Annotated in this window: 19 protein-coding genes; 6 read left to right on the top strand and 13 right to left on the bottom strand. The window is 71.1% G+C overall.

What is annotated here, in order from left to right:
• Positions 1-57 precede the first annotated feature (57 nt).
• Positions 58-1,095, bottom strand: coding sequence for a PHP domain-containing protein (locus tag AC5YDA_RS02715; protein ID WP_496188868.1), 1,038 nt, complete (start codon positions 1,093-1,095; stop codon positions 58-60).
• Positions 1,096-1,150: 55 nt separating this feature from the next.
• Between AC5YDA_RS02715 and AC5YDA_RS02710 the strand changes: the two genes are divergently transcribed.
• The 5 genes from AC5YDA_RS02710 (at position 1,151) to fabF (ending at position 6,051) form a co-directional block, all read left to right on the top strand.
• The gene (locus AC5YDA_RS02710) at positions 1,151-2,332 is read left to right on the top strand and encodes a PucR family transcriptional regulator (protein ID WP_496188869.1); all 1,182 of its coding nucleotides are present in this window, start codon (positions 1,151-1,153) and stop codon (positions 2,330-2,332) included.
• Positions 2,333-2,443: 111 nt separating this feature from the next.
• Positions 2,444-3,388 (top strand): ACP S-malonyltransferase, encoded by a 945-nt coding sequence (locus AC5YDA_RS02705; RefSeq protein ID WP_496188870.1) that lies wholly within the window; start codon positions 2,444-2,446, stop codon positions 3,386-3,388.
• Position 3,389: 1 nt separating this feature from the next.
• Positions 3,390-4,382, top strand: a complete 993-nt coding sequence (locus AC5YDA_RS02700) for a beta-ketoacyl-ACP synthase III (protein ID WP_496188871.1) — start codon at positions 3,390-3,392, stop codon at positions 4,380-4,382.
• A gap of 74 nt (positions 4,383-4,456) precedes the next feature.
• Positions 4,457-4,699, top strand: a complete 243-nt coding sequence (locus tag AC5YDA_RS02695; protein ID WP_496188872.1) for an acyl carrier protein — start codon at positions 4,457-4,459, stop codon at positions 4,697-4,699.
• 95 nt (positions 4,700-4,794) lie between these two features.
• The gene (gene fabF, locus AC5YDA_RS02690; protein ID WP_496188886.1) at positions 4,795-6,051 is read left to right on the top strand and encodes a beta-ketoacyl-ACP synthase II; all 1,257 of its coding nucleotides are present in this window, start codon (positions 4,795-4,797) and stop codon (positions 6,049-6,051) included.
• Between the two features lie 9 nt (positions 6,052-6,060).
• Here the strand turns inward: fabF and AC5YDA_RS02685 are convergent, their stop codons facing one another.
• The 11 genes from AC5YDA_RS02685 to AC5YDA_RS02635 all read right to left on the bottom strand — a co-directional run bounded on the left by AC5YDA_RS02685 (position 6,061) and on the right by AC5YDA_RS02635 (position 15,077).
• Positions 6,061-6,885, bottom strand: coding sequence for a PfkB family carbohydrate kinase (locus tag AC5YDA_RS02685; protein ID WP_496188873.1), 825 nt, complete (start codon positions 6,883-6,885; stop codon positions 6,061-6,063).
• A gap of 87 nt (positions 6,886-6,972) precedes the next feature.
• Positions 6,973-7,470: a DUF3145 domain-containing protein gene (locus AC5YDA_RS02680; protein WP_496188874.1), complete on the bottom strand. Its 498-nt coding sequence runs from the start codon at positions 7,468-7,470 to the stop codon at positions 6,973-6,975.
• A gap of 167 nt (positions 7,471-7,637) precedes the next feature.
• Positions 7,638-9,323: a DNA repair protein RecN gene (gene recN, locus AC5YDA_RS02675; RefSeq protein ID WP_496188875.1), complete on the bottom strand. Its 1,686-nt coding sequence runs from the start codon at positions 9,321-9,323 to the stop codon at positions 7,638-7,640.
• Complete coding sequence (locus AC5YDA_RS02670; RefSeq protein ID WP_496188876.1) at positions 9,313-10,266, bottom strand: NAD kinase; 954 nt, start codon at positions 10,264-10,266, stop codon at positions 9,313-9,315. Before AC5YDA_RS02670 ends, recN begins: the two co-directional genes overlap by 11 nt.
• 9 nt (positions 10,267-10,275) lie before the next feature.
• Entirely contained in the window at positions 10,276-11,028 is a 753-nt protein-coding gene (locus AC5YDA_RS02665; RefSeq protein ID WP_496188877.1) for a TlyA family RNA methyltransferase, read from the bottom strand.
• Between the two features lies 1 nt (position 11,029).
• Positions 11,030-11,245: a hypothetical protein gene (locus AC5YDA_RS02660; protein ID WP_496188878.1), complete on the bottom strand. Its 216-nt coding sequence runs from the start codon at positions 11,243-11,245 to the stop codon at positions 11,030-11,032.
• Positions 11,246-11,254: 9 nt separating this feature from the next.
• Positions 11,255-11,878, bottom strand: a complete 624-nt coding sequence (locus AC5YDA_RS02655; protein ID WP_496188879.1) for a CbiQ family ECF transporter T component — start codon at positions 11,876-11,878, stop codon at positions 11,255-11,257.
• A complete protein-coding gene (locus AC5YDA_RS02650) occupies positions 11,875-12,579 on the bottom strand; it encodes an energy-coupling factor ABC transporter ATP-binding protein (protein ID WP_496188880.1) in 705 nt (234 codons plus the stop codon). The genes AC5YDA_RS02655 and AC5YDA_RS02650 overlap by 4 nt, the downstream gene beginning before the upstream one ends.
• Entirely contained in the window at positions 12,576-13,202 is a 627-nt protein-coding gene (locus tag AC5YDA_RS02645; protein WP_496188881.1) for a biotin transporter BioY, read from the bottom strand. Before AC5YDA_RS02645 ends, AC5YDA_RS02650 begins: the two co-directional genes overlap by 4 nt.
• A 37-nt stretch (positions 13,203-13,239) precedes the next feature.
• Positions 13,240-14,232 carry an HAD-IIA family hydrolase gene (locus AC5YDA_RS02640; RefSeq protein WP_496188882.1) on the bottom strand — a complete coding sequence of 331 codons (993 nt, stop codon included), beginning with the start codon at positions 14,230-14,232 and terminating at the stop codon, positions 13,240-13,242.
• Positions 14,229-15,077 carry a tetratricopeptide repeat protein gene (locus AC5YDA_RS02635; RefSeq protein WP_496188883.1) on the bottom strand — a complete coding sequence of 283 codons (849 nt, stop codon included), beginning with the start codon at positions 15,075-15,077 and terminating at the stop codon, positions 14,229-14,231. Before AC5YDA_RS02635 ends, AC5YDA_RS02640 begins: the two co-directional genes overlap by 4 nt.
• Positions 15,078-15,083: 6 nt before the next feature.
• Between AC5YDA_RS02635 and AC5YDA_RS02630 the strand changes: the two genes are divergently transcribed.
• Complete coding sequence (locus AC5YDA_RS02630) at positions 15,084-16,325, top strand: hypothetical protein (protein WP_496192739.1); 1,242 nt, start codon at positions 15,084-15,086, stop codon at positions 16,323-16,325.
• 11 nt (positions 16,326-16,336) lie between these two features.
• Here AC5YDA_RS02630 and AC5YDA_RS02625 read toward each other — a convergent pair.
• On the bottom strand, positions 16,337-17,618 hold a 1,282-nt coding region (locus tag AC5YDA_RS02625; protein WP_496192738.1), incomplete at its 5' end, for an IS1634 family transposase.

The following is a 17,618-nucleotide window of genomic DNA, read 5'->3' as shown; positions in this document are numbered from 1 at the left end:
GTCGCTCCGCCGGGACTCGTCCACCGATCCTAGCCGCCCGCGATGACACCCGACACGTCAGGTCCCCGTGCTGGTCCACTCCAGGACGCGTCCGACCGGCCAGCAGGTGACGATCCGCTCCGGCGCCAGCCCGACGGACGCGGCCCGCGCCGCCCCGTATTCGCTGAATCCGAGCTGTCCCGGCGCGTGCGCGTCGGTGTTGATCGCGAAGAGGCAGCCCATCTCGGCGGCCAGCGCCAGCAGGTCGTCGGGCGGGTCCTGCCGCTCCGGGCGCGCGTTGATCTCAACGGCCACGTCGAACTGCCGGCAGGCCTCGAAGACGATCTCGGCATCGAAGGTGCTCCGCTTCCTGACGCCGCGGTCGCCCTGGACGAGGCGTCCCGTGCAGTGACCCAGGACATTGGTACGGGGATTGGCGATGGCCGCGACCATCCGGACGGTCATGGCGTCGGCGTCCATCGCGAGCTTGGAGTGGACGCTGGCCACCACGACGTCGAGCGGATCGAGCGCCTCGCGGTCGCCGTCCAGGGAGCCGTCGTCCAGGATGTCGACCTCGGCGCCGGCCAGCACGCGGAACGCCTCCCTTCCCGGAACCTGGCGGAGGGCCTCGTTCAGCGCGACGATGTGCGCGCGCTGCTCGCGGCGGCGCTCGGTGGACAGCCCGTTGGCCACGCGCAGGCGGGGGCTGTGGTCGGTGATGGCCACCCACTCCCGGCCCAGACGGGAGGCCTCGAGCACCATCTCCTCCAAGGGGCTGGAGCCGTCCGACCACGCGGTGTGGGTGTGCAGGTCTCCCCTGATGTGGGCGAGCAGCGGGTTGGGGCCGTCGACGAGCGGCCCGTCGGAGGCCTCGAGTTCGGCGAGGTAGTCGGGGGTGAGTCCGGCATGCGACTGCGCGATGACGGTCGCCGACGTCGCCCCGATCCCCGGCAGGGTTGCCCAGGTGCGCGTGGCGTCCACCCGCGCGCGTTGCTCGGGGGTCAACCCGGCCAGCGCGTCCGCCGCCTTGCGGAACGCCTGGGCACGCCGGCCCTGGCCGCCGTGGCGGTCCAGCAGCCGGGCGATCTCGCGCAGGTCGACGACGGGGTCACGCATGCGGGGCACCCTACGCCGCCACCGACGGTAGGGTCGTGGCGATCAGGAGGTGCCGATGCGCGAGGAAGCGCCCGACTGGATGCCCGGGCCACGGACCCGGGCGGCCATGGCCAAGCGGCTCGCCGGGGCGTCCGCCACGATGACCACCGCGGCGCTGGCCGAGATCACGCGTCGCTACCCCTGGTTCTCCGACCTGGACGCAGACAACCGGTCCTCGGTGACGCTGGTCGTGCGGGCGGGCGTGGACGGCTTCGTCAACTGGTTCGCCGGCACCGCGACGTCGGCGGAGCAGCGCAACATCTTCGCGGCGGCTCCGCGCTCCCTGACGACACGGTTGGCCCTCCAGCAGACCGTCGACCTCATCCGCACCACCGTGGAGACCGTCGAGACCCAGATCAACACCGAACTCCCCCGCTCCGATCGCCAGGTGCTGACCGTCGCGGTCCTGGCCTACAGCCGCGAGATCGCCTTCGACGCCGCCGAGGTGTACGCCCGCGCCGCGGAGACCCGCGGCGCATGGGACGCCCGCCTCGAGGCCCTCGTCATGGACGCCGTCGTCCGGGGCGACGCCGACGAGTCGGTCGTGTCACGGGCCTCCACGCTGGGCTGGCACTCCCCCGCCGGGCTCTGCGTGGTCATCGGGGACCTGCCGGCCATGGACACGCCCCTGCGTGAGCTTCGCGCGAGGGCCGGCAGGGCCGGGCTGGACGTGCTCGCGTCGGCCCAGGGGCCACGCCTGGTCGTCCTCCTCGGTGGTGACTTCCACGACGAGAAACAGGCCCTGGCCCACGTCGCCGACCTGGTCGACGGGTTCGGCCCGGGCCCGGTGGTGGTCGGCCCCGTGGTCAGCGACCTGGTCGAAGCGGTCGTCAGCGCCCGCGCCGCCACGTCCGGGCGCCGCGCCGCCCCCGCCTGGGTGGACGCACCGCGTCCGGTGTCGGCACGCGCCCTGCTGCCCGAGCGCGCGCTGGCCGGCGACGGCCACGCCCGACGGGAACTCGCCCACGACATCTTCGGTCCGCTCGCGGCCCACTCCGGAGACCTCATCGCCACGCTGGAGGCCTACTGGGCCTCGGGCACCTCCATCGAGGCCACGGCGCGCCGTTTGTTCATCCACCCCAACACGGTCCGCTACCGACTCGCGCGGATCGAGGACCTCACCGGCTACGCCCCCAACGATCCCCGCGGCGCATACGCGCTGAGGCTGGCCGGGACGCTGGGCCGCCTGCTCGACTGACCGCGATCGGATCGCCGCGGCCCGCTTTTGTGGGATCCCCACAAAAGCCCTCCGAAAACACTGTGTGGCAATGGGAGGCCCCGGACGGGCCGCACCGACAAGATGGAACACGTGCTAGCAATCGTCGCGCCCGGTCAGGGCGCACAGACCCCCGGCTTCCTCGCAGCCTGGCTCGAGGACACCCACTTCGCCGCCCGCCTGCGGGAGCTGTCGGACGTCGTGGGCCTCGACCTCGTCCTCCACGGCACCGAGTCGGACGCAGAGACCATCAAGGACACCGCCGTGGCCCAGCCACTGCTGGTGGCCGCCGGCCTGCTCGCCGGCGAGGCGCTGACCGGCGACGTGCCGTTCGTGGGCGCCGACGTGCTGGCGGGCCACAGCGTCGGCGAGGTGACCGCCGCGGCGGCCGCCGGGGTCCTGACCGGGAGCGACGCCCTCGTGTTCGTGCGGGAGCGCGCCAACGGCATGGCCGAGGCGTCGGCACTGCGCCCCACCACCATGGCCGCGGTCGTCCGCGGTGAGCGCGACGAGGTCCTGACCGCCATCCAGGCCGTCGGGGCGACCGCCGCGAACAACAACGGTGCCGGGCAGATCGTCGCCGCCGGCACCGTCGAGCAGATCGACGCCCTGAAGGAGAACCCGCCGGCGAAGGCACGTGTCATCGGCCTCTCGGTGGCAGGCGCCTTCCACACCGAGCACATGGAGCCCGGGCGCGCCCGCGTCGAGGCCGTGGCGTCCGGCATGACCGCGCAGGACCCGAGCACGATCCTGCTGTCGAACCGCGACGGCGCAGCCGTCGCGAGCGGCGCGGAGTACCTGGATCGGCTCGTCTCGCAGGTGACCTCGCCGGTGCGCTGGGACCTGTGCATGGAAACCCTGACCGAGCTGGGTGTGACCGGCATCCTGGAGTTGCCGCCGGCCGGCACCCTGACCGGCATCGCCAAGCGCAACATGCCCGGTGTTGAGCTCTTCAACCTCAACACGCCCGACCAACTGGACGAAGCACGCGCGTTCTGCGCCCGCCACGCCGGTACCCGCCCGACCGAGGAGAACTGACATGCCGATCAAGGCCAGCACCGGACCCGCGTACTCGCGCATCGAGGGGATCGGCGCAGCCGTCCCATCCCGCGTCGTCGACAACCACGAGATGACCAAGTTCATCGAGACCTCCGATGAGTGGATCCAGCAGCGCACGGGCATCGTGGAGCGGCGCTGGGTCGCCGAGGGCGAGAGCGTCGAGTCGCTGTCGCTGGAGGCGTCCCGCAAGGCGATGGAGCACGCCGGCGTGGGGCCCGGGGACATCGACGGTGTGATCGTCGCGACGTCCAGCCACAAGCTCCAGACCCCGTCGCTGGCCGTGATCATGGCGGGCAAGCTCGGCATCAAGGACGCGGCGGCCTTCGACACCTCGGCGGCGTGTGCCGGGTTCGCCTACGGACTGGCCCAGGCCGACGCCCTGGTCCGTACGGGTGCGGCCCACCGCGTGCTGGTGGTCGGCTCCGACACGCTGAGCACGATCACCGACCTGACCGACCGTGCGACAGCGTTCCTCTTCGCCGACGGCGCCGGCGCCGTGGTCGTCGGCCCTTCGGACGTGCCCTCCATCGGCCCCGTCGTGTGGGGGTCCGACGCCGAGCAGAACGACGCCATCAACATGAACCGGGACTGGGACCAGGCCGTCGCCGAGGGCAAGCCCAGCCAGCTCACGATGAACGGCCCGGCCGTCTTCCGCTGGGCAACCACGTTCATCGCGGACGCCACCCGCCGCGCTCTCGAGGTCTCCGGACTGACCCCCGAGGAGCTCGACCTGTTCGTGCCCCACCAGGCCAACAACCGCATCATCGATGCGATGCTGCGCCACCTGAAGCTGCCCGAGAACGTGACCGTCGCCCGCACGATCCGCAAGTACGGCAACAGCTCGGCCGCCTCGATCCCCGTCGCGATCGCCGAGATGGTCGAGTCGGGCGAGGCCAAGTCGGGCGACACCTGCCTGATCATGGGGTTCGGGGCCGGGCTGGTGTACGCCGGTCAGGTCATCACGATCCCCTGACCGCACCCACCACCCAACCACCTGAGTTTCCGGTCGAACCCGGCCGGTGCGAACCAACAAGAAGGAGAAGGAACATGGCCACCACCGAAGAGATCCGCGCCCAGCTCGCCGAGCTCGTCAACGAGGTCGCGGGCGTGCCCGCCGAGGACGTGCAGCTCGACAAGTCGTTCGTCGACGATCTCGACGTCGACAGCCTCGCGATGGTCGAGATCATCGTCGGCTGCGAGGAGAAGTTCGGCGTGACGATCCCCGACGAGGAGAGCAAGAACCTCAAGACCGTCGGCGACGCCGTCGCCTACATCGAGCAGCACAGCTGACTTCGAGGGACGCCCCGCGCGCCCTCCCGGGCGCCGGGGCATCCTCCCCCACCCGTCACCACCACCGTTAGGACAACACCGTGAAGGCAGCACCGCTGAAGGACATCGTCATCACTGGCATGGGTGCCACGACCCCTCTGGGTGGCGACCTCGCCAGCACCTGGGAGGCCATGCTCGCCGGTCGGTCCGGGGTGGTTCAGATCACCGAGGAGTGGGCCCAAGACCTCCCCGTGCGCATCGCCGGCTACGTCAAGGTCGACCCCTCGGAGAAGATCGACCGCGTCAAGGCGCGGCGCCTCGACCGCAACACCCAACTCGCCCTCATCGCCGCCGAGGAGGCCTGGCTCGACGCCGGCCTGGCCCTCGGCGAGGACAACACCATCGACCCCCAGACCCTGGCCGTGTGCCTGGGCACCGGCATCGGCGGCCTCCACACGCTGCTCGGCCAGTGGGACGCCTACAAGGAGCGCGGCCCCCGCCGGGTCAGCCCCTTCACGATCCCCATGCTCATGGCGAACGCCTCGGCCGCCAATGTGGGACTCCTCGTCAACGCCGCCGCCGCCGTCCACGCCCCGGTCTCGGCCTGCGCGTCGTCGAACGAGGCGATCTCCCTGGCCGTGGACCAGATCCGCCTGGGCCGCGCCGACATCATCGTGGCCGGTGGCACCGAGGCCACCATCCACCCGCTCCCGATCGGCGCCTTCTCCCAGATGCAGGCCCTCAGCAAGCGCAACGACGACCCCGCCAGCGCCTCCCGTCCGTGGGACAAGGGACGCGACGGCTTCGTCCTGTCCGAGGGGTCAGCGGTCCTGGTGCTCGAGTCGCTCGAGCATGCCCTGGCCCGCGGCGCCAAGATCTACGGCACCATCGCCGGCGCCGGCATCTCCGACGACAACCACGACATCGTGCAGCCGGAGCCGACCGGTAGCGGCCAGGCCTCGGCCATGATCAAGGCCCTGCGCAACGCGAACCTGGACCCGTCCGACATCGTCCACGTGAACGCCCACGGCACCTCCACGCCGCAGGGCGACATGACCGAGGCGGGTTCGATCCGCAAGGCCCTGGGCTCGGCCACCGACCAGGTCGTCGTGACCTCGACCAAGTCGATGACCGGTCACCTGCTGGGTGCTGCGGGTGCGCTGGAGACCGTCGCCACGGTGCTGGCGCTCAAGGAGCGTCGGGTGCCGCCGACCATCAACCTCAGTGACCCCGCGGACGGCCTGGACATCGACGTGGCCGCCAACGTGGTCCGCGAACTGCCCGACGGTCCCCTCGCCGCGCTGAACAACTCGTTCGGCTTCGGCGGGCACAACGTGGCGGTCGCCGTCACGAACGCCAACATCACGGACTGACGCAGCGGCTCACAGGCGCGGGTCGGGCTGGGCCCCGGCGTGGCGGACACTCTCCGCCGCGGCGGCCAGCGCGGCCCGCGCCGCCGTCTGCTTGTCCGCACCCCGCACGAGGGCGGACGCCAACGTCCCGATCAGCGCGTCGGTCGCTCCGAGGGCGTCGACCACCTCCTCGTCGGGGACCACCGTCCCGGTGAAGGACTCGCCGTCCCATTCCAGGCCGTCCCTGCCCCGCAACACGAGCAGCGACTTCGGATTCTTGCCGGACGCCTGCAGCCGGGGCAGGTCCGTCGCGGGGATCACGAGCGGGTCCGCCGCCTCGATGACGTCCGCCGGCAGATCGGCCCAAGGGGCCAGGTTCACCACGACGCGCGCGCCGTACTTGCGGGCGTAGCGGACCGCCTCGGCCACACTCTCGGCGGGGGTCTCCAGCTGGGTCAGGAGCAGGTCACCCGGCCCCAGGCCGCGGATCGGGCGCAGGACGTGGGTGCCCACCTTGGCGTTCGCGCCGGGCAGCACCACGATGGCGTTGGTCTGGCCGTCCGAGAAGATGATGGCGTGCCCCGTCGGCACCTGCGGGATGCGTTCGACCTGCAGCTTGATGCCCTGGGCGAAGAGGCGGTTCAGGGAGGCACGGCCGGCGTCGTCGTCGCCGACGGCCCCGACCATGATGACCTCGGTACCGGCCCGGCGTGCCGCGACCGCTTGGTTCGCCCCCTTGCCGCCGGCGTAGCGCGACAGCGAGTGCCCGACGACCTTCTCACCGGGCCGTGGGAACGAGTCGACGGTGGTCTCCAGGTCGACGTTGATGGAACCGAGAACGATGACGCGGCCCATGGTCAGGTGCCTCCTTCGGCGGGTGTGGCACCCATCTCACCACCAATCCGACCTCGCCGCGGGAACTCCACGACAACGCGTCGTGGATCAGCCCACTTCCGTGAGCCAGCGCACCGGCTCGCCGTCGGCAGCCTGCCGGAAGACATCCAACTCGGCATCCCAGGCGGTCCCCAACAGGTCATCCAGCGTGGCGCGGAGGGCCCGGTCATCGCCTCGGGAAATCATCAGGGCGTGCCGGATCCGGTCCTCGGGGACCAACACGTCCCCGTGCAGGCCCATGGTGGCGTGGAAGATCCCGAGCGTCGGGGTGAAGCAGTACCGCTCCCCCTCGGAGTCCGCCGTGGCGTGCTCGGTCACCTCGAAGCGCAGCCGGGGCCAGCGCTTCAGCGCGCTCGCGATCCCGGTGGCGGCGCCGACGGGGCCGCGCCACAGGTACTCGGTGCGGTAGGCCGCCCGTTCGGCGGGCTGGGGCTGCCAGTCGAAAGAAACAGGCACGCCGAGAACGCCGCCCACCGCCCACTCCACGTGCGGGCACATCGGCGACGGCGCTGACAGGATCTCGAGGACCCCGTTCGTCGTTGTCATGGCGCTCCCCCTCCTGGTCTGAAGTGCTGCCTTCCCCTGCATCACCTCGAACCAGCGCGGAATCACGCCGTTGTGGTTCATTGTGCACCCTCGGTCAAGGGGGCGCGCCGCCGTCCGGCCCTCGGCCACACGAACTCGTGCTCAATCGTGGGGGCGGGATCCGACCCTCACGGCCGGGACGCCTCGGCCAGCAGCTCGGCCGCGTGGGCACGGGCCGCGCTCGTGCCCTCGAGACCGGCCATCATGCGCGCCAACTCGTCCACACGTTCGTCTGCTGCCACCTCATGGACGCCCGACGTGGTCACCTGGCCGTCGTCGGCCTTGTGCACCACGTAGTGGCGGTCGGCGAAGGCAGCGACCTGGGCGAGATGGGTGACCACAATGACCTGGGCGTGCTCCGCCAGGCGTGCCAACCGCCGTCCGATCTCGAGCGCGACGGAGCCGCCGACCCCGGCGTCCACCTCGTCGAAGACGAAGGTGTGCCCTTGGGTGCCGGCGGCCAGGACCACCTCCAGGGCGAGCCGGACGCGGGACAGCTCACCACCGGAAGCCACCTTTGCCAACGGGGCGGGCGCAGAACCGGGGTTCGCAGAGAACAGCAGAGTCACGGCGTCCGCACCATGGGGGCCGAGTTCACCCAACGGGGCGACCTCGAACGCCAAGCGGGCGCGCGGCATGGCCAGCGCCGCGAGCTCGGCCTCGACGAGACGGGCCAGTTCGGACGCCGCGGCCATGCGGGCGGCCGTGATCCGCTGTGCCAACGCCTCGAGTTCGCCACGCCCGGCGGCCAGGAGTCCCCGGAGTTCGCCGATCCGGTCGTCCGAGCCGGTCAGGCGCCCGACGTCGGCGGCGGCGCGCTGTGCCCAGGCGAGCACCTCGTCGATCGTCGCGCCGTACTTGCGGGTCAGCCCCTGCAGGTCGGAGAGCCGTCCGGCGATCCACTCCAATCGCCCGGGATCGGCGTCCAGACCGGCGGCGTAGGACGCGAGGTCGGCCGCGGCGTCCGACAGCAGGAACGACGCCTCCTCGACGCGGCGGGCGAGAGCGGCGGCGACCGGGTCGTCCGCGGCGATCCCGGCCAGGGCCTTGCGGGCACCGCCGAGGAGCCCGAGCGCACTCGGGTCGTCGGTGTTGGCCTCGTCATCCCCGGCCAGCGCGACGAGGGCCGTGCGGGCTGCCAGCCGCAGGTCGTCGACCGACTGCAGACGGCGCTGCTCCGCCAGCAGCACCTCGTCCTCCCCCGGCCGCGGATCGACCTTCTCGACCTCACCGAGCCCGAACTCCAGCAGCGCCAGTTCACGGGCGCGCGCCTGGGCCTGCGAGGTCAGGTCGGCCAGCTCGGCCGACCACTGGCGCTGGTGGGCCCAGCGGGTCCGGTAGTCGGCGAGGTCGGCGGCCAGGGCCGCCCCTGCGAAGGCGTCCAGGACCTCGCGCTGGCGCTCGGTCGATCCCAGGCGGATCTGCTCACTCTGCCCGTGGATCGTGATGCGCTCGCCCACGGCGTCCGCCAACGCCGGTGCGGTGACTTGCGCGCCGCCGAGCAGGGCGCGGGATCGTGACCGGAGGAGGACGCGGGAGAGGAGGGCCTCGCCGTCCTCGACCTGTCCGCCGGCGGCGTCGACGGCCGCGGCCAGTTCGGGGTCCACGGCGAGCCGTCCCTCCACCAGCGCACGGTCGGCCCCGTGGCGGATGAGGCGGCTCTCCGCCTTGCCCCCCGTCAGGAGGCCCAACCCGGAGACCACCATCGTCTTGCCCGCACCGGTCTCGCCGGTCACCGCCGTGAAGCCGGGCCCCAGTTCGAGGGTGGCATCGTCGATGACCCCGAGGCGGGCGATGCGGAGCTCAGTCAGCATCCCCGGCCCCGCGCGCGGACCTGCGAACCTGGGCCTCACGCTCCGCCTGACCCCGCCAACCGTGGATCGGCAGGTCGAACTTCTTGACCAGGCGCTGGACGAACGGCTGCTCCGACGTCCGCGCGAGGCGCAGCTTGTACGGGCTGCGGCGGACGGTGATCTCAGTCAGCGGCGACACATCGGTGCCGCGGCGGCCGTCGCACCACAGGACGCCGCCCGACGGCGGGTTCTCCAGCATCCGGATCACCACCGTGGAGGTGGGGCTCAGCACCATCGGACGCGCGAACAGTGCGTGGGCGAGCAGGGGGACGACCAGCAGCGCGTCCAGGTCGGGCCACAGGACCGGACCCTGGGCGGAGAAGGCGTAGGCGGTCGAACCGGTGGGCGTGGAGACGAGGACGCCGTCGGTGCCCCAGCGCGACAGCGGGTGACCGTCGATGTCGACCAGCACCTCGATCATGCGCTCGCGGGCCGCCTTCTCGAGGGAGACCTCGTTGATCGCGAAGCTCGACCAGAGCACGTCGCCGCCGGGGCAGGACCGCAACTCGACCTCGAGGCAGAGCCGCTCCTCGACCCGGTAGTCGCGGTGGACGACACGGTCGATCAACGTGTGTGCCTCACTGGGCTCGAGCTCGGCGAGGAACCCGACGTGCCCGAGGTTGACCCCGAGCACCGGGTATCCCAACGGGACCGCCCACTCGGCGGCGCGCAGGATCGTGCCGTCGCCACCGAAGACGACCACCAGCTCGACGTCGACGTCGGGGCGCTCGTCGAACACACGGATGAGCGCCTGCGGGAGGCGCTCCAACATGGCCTCGTGCGCGCTCTCACGGACCCAGCACACGATGCCGTGGTCGGTCAGTCGCTCGATGAAGTCGCAGGCCGCCACCACCGCCTCCGGGCGCTGGTGGTGGATGCCCAGCGCGATGTGTCGTTGCGTCACGCCGTCAGCCTAGCCTCCGGCGACCACCACCCCCGGGACGGCGACCAGCTTCAGGAACACCTCCCGGTTGCCCGACTCCCCGGCCAACGGGCTCATCCCACGCCAGACCTCACGCCACCCTGCGCGCTCCGCCGCCGCCGCGACGAGGTCGGCTGCCTCAGGGATGCGCGCCTGGTCGGCCACCACGCCGCGGGAATCGAGCGCAGCGCGTCCGAGTTCGAACTGGGGCTTGACCATGAGCAGGGCGACGGCACCGTCGCGGACGACCGATCGCAGGGGGGCGACCAGCAAGGTCAACGAGATGAAGGACACGTCGGCCACCACCAGGTCGACCGGCTGGGCGACGTGCCGTGGGGTGAGCTCACGCAGGTTCAGGCCCTCATGCGACGTCACGCGCGGATCGGACGCCACGGGTTCGGCCAACTGCCCGTGCCCGACATCCACGGCGGTGACGTGGGCGGCTCCGCGGGCCAGCAGGACCTGGGTGAAGCCACCCGTGGAAGCGCCCGCGTCGAGGGCCCGGACGCCGTCGACAGGGGTGTCCGAGTCATCCAGTGCGCCGATGAGCTTGTGCGCCGCCCGCGACACCCAGGGATCCGCCTCGGCGGTGACGACGTCATCGGCCGCCACGGGGGCGGACGCCTTGCGTGCGACCCTGCCGTTGACGGTGACGCGCCCCGCGGCGATCAGGTCGGACGCCTGCCCTCGAGAGCGGGCCAGGCCACGCGCGACGAGGGCGGCATCCAGTCGGTCGTGGGCCATGTCAGGGACGCGGCAGCGGCGGCTGCCGGGTCGCGTTGAGCGCCTGCTGGACCACCTCGAGGACGGCGGCGATCTCATCGTGGTGGGTGTGGACGTCGTCGGTGAGGTGGAAGTCCGCCAGGGCGGCGTCGATGGACGCATGGCTGGTGACCGGCAGGGCCGCGACGGGAACGGGCGGCTCAGCTGCGTCGGGGGCCTCGAAGTCGGTCTCGCTCACCCTTCCACCCTAGTTCGTGTCGTCGTCGCCGAGCCCGCGCGCCATGAGCGCGTCGCCGGTGGTGCGGGCGTAGGCGACGGCCTGCACGACGACGGGCGTGACGGACGCCAAGGGGTTGCGGTCCACCCCACGTGCGCGCGCCGCGTCCCGGACCTCGCCGAACGACGCGATGACGTACGGGATCGAGCGCACGAGCACCGCGACGGCCAAGCCGAACCGCTCCGGGCTGGCACCCAGCCGCTTCAGCGGCGTCATGGCCGCGACGAGCGCGTCGATGAGGACGGGCATGGGCGTCGTGATGAGGATGATCCGGCTCGCGTACAGGGCGACCAGCGTCGTGCCGACGACCTTGATCGCCATCACCGGCTCACCGAAGAAGACGTGGTAGCCGGCCACGAAGGCGAAGAGGACGACCAGTCCCGGTGGCATCCCCCAGACCAGACGCAGGGGTGCGCCGGTGGTGGCCACCAGCAGCAGCGTGAGCGCCAATGCCGCGACGACGACTGTGGGCGGCCCGAACACCGCCGGGACCGTCAACCCGAGGAAGGCCAGGTACTTCCAGCCGACGCCCATGCGGTGCCACAGGGTGGTGCCGGGGACGTGGATGCCGAGCAGGGCGCGGGCGGCGTTCACGCCATCATCGCCTGGTAGTGGCTGAGTGTCTCGGCCGGCGTTCCGTCGGCCACGATCCGCCCTTCGTCGACGACGAGGACGCGTTCGGCGTCGCTGGCGAGGTCGAGGTCATGCGTGGCGACGATGACCTGTTGGTCGAGTTCGGCGAAGGCACGCCGCAGGGCGAGCCGGTTCCGCAGGTCGAGCAGCGTGGTGGGTTCATCCGCCACGAGGATGGCGGGCTCGACGGCCAGCACGGCCGTGAGGGCGACCATCTGCCGCTCGCCGCCCGAGAGGTCGTAGATGCTCTGCTCGGCCACGTGGCCGAGGCCACGTGCGTCCAGAAGAGCACGCGCTGCGTCCCGGCGCCTCGTGCGGTCACGCACCGTGCGTCGGAGGCTCAGCTCGACGTCCTCCAGCGGGGTCGGCATCACCAGCTGGCTCAGCGGGTCGGTGAACACGAACCCCACCCGGCTCCGGACGCGCCTCCCGTCGCTCGCCGGATCGAGCCCATCGACGGTGACGCGCCCGCCGGAGGCGAGAACGAGCCCGTTCAACAGGCGCAACAGTGTGGACTTGCCCGAGCCGTTCGCGCCGACGAAGGCCACGCGCCGCTCGGGCAAGGTGAGATTGATGCCGTCCAACAAGGTCCGGGTGCCCCAGCCCTGCCCCGGGCCCAAGGGCGCCGGGACACGGACCGAGACTGACTCCAGGACGATCATCCGAGGCGCACGGGCTCCTGCGCCTGGTCGCGCTGGACGGTCGGGTGGACGAGGAGGCTCGGGAAGGCACGGTGCACGGCCAGGGCCACGAACGCGGCCAGGACGTTCTTGATGACATCGCCGGGCCAGTAGACGAGGTCGGCCATGACTGCCTTCCCCAACGGGATCTTGGCGTTGAGCGCGATGCCGGCGATGCCCATCGGGTGCACGAAGACGAACGAGCCCGCCACCCCCGCAAGAACCAGCAGCACCCAGCGCACACCGTTGCGGCCCTCAGTGCGCTTCAGCACGATGCGCGCCAGGTAGCCGATCAACAGCGCGGCCAGCGGGAACGCCAGCAGGTAGCCGGCCGACGGCTTGGCCAGGACCCCCAGGCCGGACGCGCCCCCCGCGAAGACGGGGAGACCGGCGAGGCCCACGATGACGTAGAGGGCCGTGGCCGCGAAACCGCGCCACGGGCCGAGGATCATCGCGGTGAGCGCGACCGCCAGCGTCTGCAGGGTGATCGGCACCCCGACCGGGCCGACCGGAATCGCGGGCGCGAGCGTCGCCGCCGAGATCACCCCGGCGAAGACGGCGACCAGCGCGAGGTCGGTCGTGGTGGACTGGCGACGCTTCGTCATGTGTTCATCTCCTTTTGAACGGTGTTCAAAACGGAGTCTAGGGCAGGAGGTCGAGTTGGGAGAAGACACCCTCGCCCGTGGACACTCGTCCTGCCCAGAAGAGCTGGGCGAGCGCCCATGCGGCGTCCAACTGGGCCTCTCGGGAGCTCAGGCCCCCCTCGACTGTGGCCATGCCGCCCGGCGCCGTCACGCGGACGGCCCCGCAGGTGGCACCCTCATCGTCGATCTCCGCCGTGCGGCGCGGCTCCAGCAGGGACTCGACGTTCCAGCCGATGGCCGTGGGGCGTCCGTCCGGGCCGGCTGCGCACAGGTCGCGGACGCCGTGCGCCCCGGTGAAGACCATCATCGAGTCGATGCCCACGCCGACGGCACCCATGATGTCGGTGTCGATGCGGTCCCCGACGAAGACGGGACGCCGTGCCCCCGAGCGAGCCAGCGCCTCGTCCAGGAGCGGGCGGTGGGGCTTGCCGATGACCTCTGGTGCGCGGTCGACGGTGTTGCCGACGGCCTGGACCGCTGCTCCCGCCCCGGGGACGAGGCCGTGCTCCGTCGGACGGGTGGAGTCGGTGTTGGTGGCGAACCAGCGCGCGCCCCGCTGGACGGCGATGGCCGCCTGGTCCAGGCGGGGCCAGGTCATCGCCGGGTCATATCCCTGGATGACGGCGACCGGCTCGTCTGCGAACTCCGTGACCGGGACCATGCCGGCACGCTTCACCTGCTCGACGAGGTTGGCGGTGCCGGCGACCAGCACCTTCGATCCAGCGGGGAGCTCCCGACGCAGCAACCCGGATGCGGCCTGCGCGCTGGAGACGACCTCGCTCTCCTGGGCGTTGAAGCCCAGCTCACTGAGGTGGTCAGCCACCTTGGCCGTGCTCCGCGCGGCGTTGTTGGTGACGTAGACCGTCTTCACGCCCGCCTCGTGCAGGCGGCGGACCCCGTCCACCGCACCCTCCACGGCCAAGGGGCCGAGGTACAGGACCCCGTCGAGGTCGAAGAAGGCCGCGTCGTACGGATCGATGAACCTGCTCACTTGACCTGTTGCTCCTCGGCGTCGCCCTCGTCAGAGTCCTCGACCTCGGCGTCGTCCTCGTCAGAGTCCTCGACCTCGGCGTCGTCCTCGTCAGAGTCCTCGACCTCGGCGTCGCCCTCGTCAGAGTCCTCGACCTCGGCGTCGCCCTCGTCAGAGTCCTCGACCTCGGCGTCGTCCTCGTCAGAGTCCTCGACCTCGGCGTCGCCCTCGGCGTCGTCGGCACCGGGCTCGACATCCCCGGCTTCGGGCTCCGGCTCGCCGACGAGCGATTCCTCGTCCACCTCGAGCACGAGGCCCTGGAGGGCTGCGACGCGGTCGTCAGCGTCCGTCTCACCGTCGGTGTCCAGGGCCGCGGCAGCAGCGAACCACTTCTCGGCCGTCGCGGCGTCACCGGTCTGTTCGAGCAGGTCCGCATAGCCGTATCGAAGGCGTGCGCGCGCCCCGCGCGAGCCGCGCCCGGCGGAGGCCTCGATCTCGTTCTTGAGCAGCCGGAGCGCCTCGGGAGTCTGTCCGAGATCAACGCGGGCACCTGCCTCGACCAGGCGGAGCTCGACACGCTGGTTGAAGTCGGGTTGCGCGTCGATGCCCTCGCGCACCAGCTTGAGCGCCTTGTCCGGACGCCCCAGGGCACGCTCGCAGTCGGCCATGGCCGCCAGGAACTCGTTGGCCCCGTTCATGCGGCGCAGCGCACGGAACTCGTGCAGCGCGACTTGGTACTCTCCTGCCGCGTAGGCGGCCTCACCGGTGGCCTCGCGGGTGACCGCCAGGCGTGCTGCGCGCCGACGTGCGGCCTCCGCGTGTCGGTAGGCCAGCTTGGGGTCGGTCCCGATGAGTTGTCCTGCCATGAGCAGATGCGCGCCGACGACCTCGGCAAGCTCCGGCGTCAGGCCGCGGAGCTCGGCGCGGATCGCACGGGGCAGTTCGCGGAGGTCGACATCCCGGGGGGTTTCCGGCTCATCATCCTTGGGGGCCAGACCCGGGCGCGGCACGAACGGCTCGCGCTCCTCGTCAGCGACGTGGTCCTCACGCGGGCCCCGGTCCGCTCGGGGGCCACGGCGATCGTCCCGGTCCTCCCGACGCGCACGGTCGTCCCGCTGCCAAGGCTTCGCGTCCTCGCGCTGGTTCTGCCAGTTCGCGCGTTCGCCCCGGTACTGAGGCCGGCCCCCGTCCTGCTGTGCACGATGCCCCTCCCCATGGGCGGGGCGGTCGTCGTTGCGACGGAATCCTCCGCGGTCACCCGACGGACGCTCACCGTCGCGACGGGATGCGGGGCGGTCGCTGTCGCGGCGGGGACGGTCGTCACCGGAGCGGAAGCCGCCCCGACGGTCATCGCTGCCACGGAATCCTCCGCGGTCACCGGTGGGACGGTCGTCGTTGCGACGGAATCCTCCGCGGTCACCGGTGGGACGGTCGTCGTTGCGACGGAATCCTCCGCGGTCACCCGACGGACGCTCACCGTCGCGACGGAATGCGGGGCGGTCGCCTTCGCGGCGGGGACGGTCGTCACCGGAGCGGAAGCCGCCCCGACGGTCATCGCTGCCACGGAATCCTCCGCGGTCACCGGTGGGACGGTCGTCGTTGCGACGGAATCCTCCGCGGTCACCGGTGGGACGGTCGTCGTTGCGACGGAATCCTCCGCGGTCACCGGTGGGACGGTCGTCGTTGCGACGGAATCCTCCGCGGTCACCCGACGGACGCTCACCGTCGCGACGGAATGCGGGGCGGTCGCCTTCGCGGCGGGGACGGTCGTCACCGGAGCGGAAGCCGCCCCGACGATCATCGTTGCGCCGATCACCGAAGGACCTGCCCCGATCCGAGCCGCCCCCTCGCGACCCTCCCTGCGGACGATCCTGGCCTCCACGCCCACGCGGAGCCTTGTCACGGTTCTCTTCGATCACCGGACAAGTCTGCCGTTGTCTCGTTCACAAGGCAAAGAAAAGCAGCAACTCGGCCTTCTCGCCTCAGCAACTGGGCCCCAGGTCCTGGCTGAACGCTCCCCGAGCCGCCTACGGGAGCGGTCGATGCGCCCGTCCAACCAGGGCTGTGCGTCGAGAGACCGCAGCTTGATGCCGAGGCCGCCCCGTCCGACCTGACTTGCACACGTTTAGTGACCCAAACGGGCGAGCACTTGGGCGATGTCGTCGGGGATTCGGGGTTCGGCTTGGAGTTGTTGACCTCCGAGTTGGATGGTGACCTGCTGCAACGGGCGTAGTCCGCGGACGATCTTCTTCAGCGACCAGCCGCTGCGGGCTTGCAGGTCGCGGGCGATCGCGAGTGCGGTGAACACGATGGTGAGGTGGGCCTCGATCGAATCCTTCAAGTAGTGGTAGATGGGACGCGCGGCCAGGTCGCTCTTGGACATCCGGAACGACTGCTCGACGTGCCACAGGTCGTGGTAGCTGGCAATGATTTCGGTGGCGGGCATGACGCTGCTGGTGATGTTGGTGACGTAGCCCTTCAAGCCGACCAGCGCTTGGGCGCGGGCGAGGGACGACTCATCGAGGCTCGCCTGCTGGCCGGTGGTTTTCACGAACCGGACCTTCTTGGCCGGCTTGTCACCGTCGACGACCGCTTGGGCACGGTCGCGTTGCAGGGTCAGGGTGCGGGTGTCCCGGGCTGCCCGCTTGGCTGAGTACTGCCACACGGCCCGCCACGCCGTGGGATGCGCCACGGGATCCCACACGGGTTCGGCGCGCGTCTTCACCCGGTCGGGGTCGGGGGCGGTGGACCGCATCGTGATCGTGTCGATGACCTGGCCATCGGTGAACGCGGTGCCGTGCCAGCGGAAGTGCTTGGCCAGATCATGGGGAGCCTTGGTCATCCTGGAGCCGACGATGAACCGCAGGCCAGCCTCGTCGATCGTCTTCAGGTTGCTCGCCGACAACATGCCCGCATCAGCGACCACCACCATGTCCGCCACCTGGTGGCGCTGTTGGAAGGCTTTGATGACCGGGATGAGCGTGTGGGTCTCGGGCTTGTTCCCTTCGAAGCAGGCGATCTCCAACGGGTGGCCCGACCGGTCCACGAGCAGGCCGACCACAATCTGGGGGTCGACCCGACGTTCCTTGCTGAATCCGACCTTGCGGAGGTCGTCCTCGGTGTCGGTCTCGAAGTACAACGTCGTCACGTCGTACAACAGCAGCGACACGTCACCACCCCGCTCGGCCCACACGTGTTGGAAGCACGCCTGCGCGATCTGGTCGCGGTAGTCCTTGTCAGCGCATCGTCGCAGCGCCTTGGTGAACGTGTTGCGGTGCGCGGCAACCAGCCCGAGCTCCTCGATCACCCGGACGCTGTCCAGCTTCGAGGTGGGTTCCACCAAGCGGGCGAGCACGAGTTGGAAGAACGCCTCATCGTCGATGGTGTCGAACCCGAGCCGTTCCCAC

Source organism: Propioniciclava sp. LT294 (genome assembly GCF_059516005.1).
This window is presented reverse-complemented; position numbering and strand designations above follow the sequence as displayed.

What these genes read in the sequence shown, in the direction of transcription:
- AC5YDA_RS02700 (WP_496188871.1), top strand. Translation starts at nt 3,390, where the DNA reads ATGCCGATCAAGGCCAGCACCGGACCCGCGTACTCGCGCATCGAGGGG.
- AC5YDA_RS02710 (WP_496188869.1), top strand. Translation starts at nt 1,151, where the DNA reads ATGCGCGAGGAAGCGCCCGACTGGATGCCCGGGCCACGGACCCGGGCG.
- recN (WP_496188875.1), bottom strand. Translation starts at nt 9,323, where the DNA reads ATGCTGACTGAGCTCCGCATCGCCCGCCTCGGGGTCATCGACGATGCC.
- AC5YDA_RS02650 (WP_496188880.1), bottom strand. Translation starts at nt 12,579, where the DNA reads ATGATCGTCCTGGAGTCAGTCTCGGTCCGTGTCCCGGCGCCCTTGGGC.
- AC5YDA_RS02695 (WP_496188872.1), top strand. Translation starts at nt 4,457, where the DNA reads ATGGCCACCACCGAAGAGATCCGCGCCCAGCTCGCCGAGCTCGTCAAC.
- AC5YDA_RS02665 (WP_496188877.1), bottom strand. Translation starts at nt 11,028, where the DNA reads ATGGCCCACGACCGACTGGATGCCGCCCTCGTCGCGCGTGGCCTGGCC.
- AC5YDA_RS02630 (WP_496192739.1), top strand. Translation starts at nt 15,084, where the DNA reads ATGCGCGCCGACGACCTCGGCAAGCTCCGGCGTCAGGCCGCGGAGCTC.
- AC5YDA_RS02645 (WP_496188881.1), bottom strand. Translation starts at nt 13,202, where the DNA reads ATGACGAAGCGTCGCCAGTCCACCACGACCGACCTCGCGCTGGTCGCC.
- AC5YDA_RS02685 (WP_496188873.1), bottom strand. Translation starts at nt 6,885, where the DNA reads ATGGGCCGCGTCATCGTTCTCGGTTCCATCAACGTCGACCTGGAGACC.
- AC5YDA_RS02715 (WP_496188868.1), bottom strand. Translation starts at nt 1,095, where the DNA reads ATGCGTGACCCCGTCGTCGACCTGCGCGAGATCGCCCGGCTGCTGGAC.
- AC5YDA_RS02680 (WP_496188874.1), bottom strand. Translation starts at nt 7,470, where the DNA reads ATGACAACGACGAACGGGGTCCTCGAGATCCTGTCAGCGCCGTCGCCG.
- AC5YDA_RS02635 (WP_496188883.1), bottom strand. Translation starts at nt 15,077, where the DNA reads ATGGCAGGACAACTCATCGGGACCGACCCCAAGCTGGCCTACCGACAC.